Here is a 4,662-nt window from a genome sequence, read left to right on the forward strand (position 1 = left end):
GTGAGTTCGAGGAGGAGGCGTTGTTGGGGGTCGATGGTGAGGGCTTCGCGGGGGCTGATGCCGAAGTGGGCGGGGTCGAAGTGGGCTGCGGTGTGGAGGAATCCGCCGTGGCGGGTGGTGGAGGTGCCGGTGTGGTCGGGGTCGGGGTGGTAGAGGTGTTCGAGGTCCCATCCGCGGTCGGTGGGGAAGCCGCTGATGGCGTCGGTGCCGTCGGCGACCAGCTGCCAGAGCTCTTCGGGTGAGGTGACACCGCCGGGGTAGCGGCAGGCCATCGACACCACCACGATCGGATCGGCGTCTCCGTCGCCCACTGCGGCGATGCGTGCCGTGGCGGTGGGCGCCGCCACATCTGTGGGGGTGACGAGCCCCGTGATGTGCGCCGCCAGGGCGTCAGGGGTGGGGTGGTCGAAGACGAGGGTGGTGGCGAGCCGGAGCCCGGTCTCGCGGTTGAGTCGGTTGCGCAGCTCGACGGCGGTGAGGGAGTCGAAGCCGAGCTGCTTGAACGCCTGGTCTCCGGAGAGGCGCCCGGGTTCGGTGTGCAGGACGGCGGCGCACACGCGGGTGACGAGCTCGCGAACGGCGGTCTCCCGCTCCCGCTCCGACAGCCGGGACATCCCTTCCTGCCAGGTGGCTGCGGACGTCGGTTCGGAGCGGTGGCGGGGGGCGGGGGCCATACGAGCGAGAAGGGCCGGGAGCTCGCCCTGCTGGGCGAGTGCGGTGAGGGTGGCGCGGTCCCAGCGGACGGGGGCGAGGAGCGGTGCGTCGAGGGCGAGCGCGGCATCGAGGAGGGCGGTGCCCTCGGCGTCGGTGAGGGCGGTCATGCCGGCGGCGGCCCACCGGGCGGTCTCGCCGCTGTCGAGGGTCGCTCCCATGCCGCCGGCCCACAGGCCCCAGGCGAGTGACGTGGCCGGGAGCCCTTGTGCGTGCCGGTACTCGGCCAGCGCGTCGAGGAAGGTGTTCGCCGCCGCGTAGTTCGCCTGGCCCGATGAGCCCAGCAGGCCGGTGACCGAGGAGTAGACGACGAAGGCGGCCAACGGCTGGTCCAGGGTCGCCCGGTGCAGGTTGAAGGCCGCGTCGACCTTGGCGGTCAGGACGGAGGCCAGCTGCTCCGGGCGGAGGCCCGTGAGCGTGGCGTCGGACACCGTACCCGCGGAGTGCACGACACCGGTGAGGGGACCGGCGGCGGTGATCTCGGCCATCAGCGCACGGACGGCCCGGTAGTCGCTGACGTCGCACGCGACCACGCTCGTGGGCGTTCCCGCGGTGGTGAGTTCCTCGATCAGCTCTCGGCTCCCGGGCGCGTCCGCACCCCGTCGCGAGACCAGCACCAGACGCCCGACGTCGGGGCGTGTGGCCAGATAGCGGGCCGTGACGGCACCGAGTGCTCCCGTGCCCCCGGTGACGAGGACCGTGCCCTGGGCGAAGTCGGCTGCGGGGGCGCTGCTTCGGGGTGTGCCGGGGGTGAGTCGGGGGGTGAGGACCCTGTCGTCGTGGAGGGTGAACTGGGGAGTCCGGGCGGTGACGGCCTGGTGGAGGTGGTGGATGTCGGTCGGGGTGAGGGGGGTGGAGGGAAGGTCGGCGTGGGTGATGACCTCGGGGTTCTCGGTGTGTGCGGTGCGCAGGAGGCCGGTGAGGGCGGTGTGGGGGAGGTAAGTGTTCTGGCGGTGGGGGCCGGTCGCGGCGGTCGTGAGGACCGTGAGGCGGGTGTCGGCGAGGGCGGGGGTGGTGAGCCAGGTCTGCAGGGTGGAGAGGACGGCGGCGGTGACCTCGTGGGTGGCGACGATGACGTCCCCGTTCCCGGTCGGGGCCTGGTAGAGGACCGTGGTGGGAGCGGGGGCCCCGTCGGCGAGCGCGGCGAGGAGGGCGTCGAGGTCGGGGTGGTGTGCGGTGATGCCCGGCAGCGGGTCGGCGCCGCCGATCTGCACCCAGTCCGACGGCACCTCGCCCAGGGGTTCGTCCGGCGCCGGAGAGACCTCCGACGGCTCGACGGGAACCCACGCCACGCCCGGTACCGGGACGGCCGCCCTGAGGGCTCGCGGGTCCGCGGTGGCGAGAGTGAGGCCCGTGATCGTGAGGACGGGCGTGCCGGTCTCGGTGTACGCGGCGACGGTGAAGGTGTCGGCGCTGGTGGGGTGCGGCGTGGTACGGACGCGGAGCGCGGTGAGGGGCTCGGGCGTGCTCGCCGGGTGGGCCGTCACGCCGGTGAACGTGAAAGGCAGCCGGAGCGTGGTGTCCGGCCCCGTGGGCGCCACCAGGGTGTGCAACGCGGCGTCGAGCAGGGCCGGGTGGATGCCGTAACCGGCGGGCTCACCGTGGGCGTTGGGCAGCGTGACCCGAGCCCAGCCGGTCGTGGGCCAGTGGGCGTCGAGGCCGCGGAACGCGGGGCCGTAGGCGTATCCGTGGTCCGCGAGGGCGTCGTAGAAGCCGGTCAGGTCGGCGGGCTCACCCGGCTCCTCGGTCGAAGCGGGATCCGCTGGTGCGGGAGGTGTGGTGGTGAGGGTGCCGGTGGCGCGCAGGGTCCATGCGCGGCCGCTGTCGGTGGCGTCCGGGGTACGGGTGTGGATCGTGAAGTGGCGCTGGTCGTCGGTCGGGGTCTCGACGGTCAGCTGTAGCTGTGCCGGGAGGACGACGGGCGACTGGAGGGTGAGTTCGGCGAGGTGGGGGTGGGCCAGGAGTTCGCCTGCGTGGAGTGCGAGTTCGAGCAGGGCCGTGCCGGGGAGCAGGGTGGTGCCGGCGATGGTGTGGTCGGCGAGCCAGGGGTGCGCGGCGGTGCTGAGGGTGGTGGTGAACAGGTGCGTGCCGTCGGGCTGTTCGCTGGCCGCGGCGAGTAGTGGGTGGTCGGCGGGGCCGAGGCCGATCTGCGTCGCGTCCGTGTGGGGCTGTGGGGCGAGCCAGTAGGGGGCGCGGGTGAACGGGTAGGTGGGCAGGGGCACCGGCGGCCCTCCGGCGGTGGGCCAGGTCAGTCCCCCCGGGGTGACGGTGTGCAGCGCTGCGAGGGCGTCGTCGAGGGCGTCCTGCTGCTCCGCGCGCGGGTTCTGGGTGGCGATGCAGGTGACGGTGTCGTCCGTGTCGTCGGCGAGGGTGGTGCGGGTGAGGTGGGTGAGGGTGGTGTCGGGTCCGATTTCGAGGTAGGTGGTGACGCCGAGTTCGGTGAGGGTGGTGATGCCCTGGTGGTAGTGGACGGCGGTGCGGGCCTGGGTGGCCCAGTGGGCCGGGTCGGTGAGCTCGTCGGTGGTGGCGATTCGGCCGGTGGTGTTGGTGACGACGGGGATGGCCGGGGCGTGGTGGTCCAGTTGCTCGGCGGCTGTCGTGAGCTCGGGCAGGAGCGTGTCGAGGTGGCGTGAGTGGAACGCGCCGGAGACGGTGAGGGTGCGGTGGGTGATGCCTGCGGCGTCCAGGTCCTGGGCGAGTGCGGCGAGCGCGTGACGGGTGCCGGCGAGGGTGGTGTGCCGGGGTGAGTTGTGCCCGGCGACGTCCACCTCGGGGTGTCGGGCGAGCACGGTGTGGAGATCGACGGCGGTTGCGCCGGCGCTGAGCATGCCGGTGTCGGTGGGGAGTTGTTGCATGAGGTGGGCGCGGGTGGTGACGAGGGCGACGGCGTCGTCGAGTGACAGCGTGCCCGCGACGTGGGCGGCGGTGATCTCGCCGATGGAGTGGCCCATGAGGTAGTCGGGAGCCAGACCGCGCTCGGTGAGATACGTGAACAGGGCGGTCTCGAAGGCGAAGAGTGCCGGCTGGGTGTAGCGCGTGTGGTGCAGCAGAGCGGCCGGACCGCTGTCCGGATCGGCCCACATCACGTCCAGCAGCGGGTGGTCGAGGTGGCTGTCGAAGCGCCCCGCGATGTCCCGCAACAGCTCTCCGAAGCGGGGGTGTGCGGCGGCGAGCGCGCGTCCCATGCCCGGGTACTGCGCTCCCTGACCGGTGAAGAGGACGGCCAGCTTGCCGCCCGTGGCGTGTCCGGTCGTCAGACCGGCGTGGGCCCTCCCGGCAGCCAAGGCCCGTGTGCCGGCCATGAGTTCCTCGCGGTCGGTGGCCTGCAGGACGGCCCGGTGGGCGTGGTGATGGCGGCGGGCGAGAGTGTCCGCGATGGCACCGGCCACCACGTCGGGGTGGGCGGTGGCGTGGTCGGCGAGGCGCCCGGCCGCGCGGGCGAGCTCGTCCTCCGTCCGCGCCGAGAGCACCCACGTCGTGCGGCCGGGTCCGGGCTCGTCCGCGCCGACCGACGGCTTCCCGCTCTGCGCCGGGGGTTCCTCGATGATGACGTGGGCGTTGGTGCCGCTGATGCCGAAGGAGGAGACGGCGGCGCGGCGGGGGGTGCCGGTTTCGGGCCAGGGCTGCGCCTCGGTGAGCAGGCTGATCGCCCCGGTCGTCCAGTCGATGTGGGGTGTCGGGTCGTCCGCGTGCAGGGTGCGGGGCATCACGCCGTGGTGGAGGGCCTGGACGATTTTGATGATGCCGCCGACACCGGCCGCGGCCTGCGTGTGACCGATGTTGGACTTCAGCGAACCCAGGTAGAGCGGATGGCCGGGATCGCGCCGCAGGCCGTAGGCGCCCATGAGGGCCTGGACCTCGATGGGGTCGCCGAGGGTGGTGCCGGTGCCGTGGGCTTCGATGATGTCGATGTGGTCGGGGGTGAGGCGGGCGTTGGTGAGGGCTTGGTGG

General features: G+C 73.0%; 1 protein-coding gene. It reads right to left on the bottom strand.

Annotated elements, in window-relative coordinates:
* Window positions 1-4,662, bottom strand: a 4,662-nt coding sequence (locus tag ACIRQF_RS38055; RefSeq protein ID WP_404099605.1) for an SDR family NAD(P)-dependent oxidoreductase, incomplete at both ends; no start/stop codon positions are given.

The sequence above is a fragment of the Streptomyces sp. NPDC101191 genome (assembly GCF_044767915.1).
In the GTDB taxonomy this organism is placed as follows: domain Bacteria; phylum Actinomycetota; class Actinomycetes; order Streptomycetales; family Streptomycetaceae; genus Streptomyces.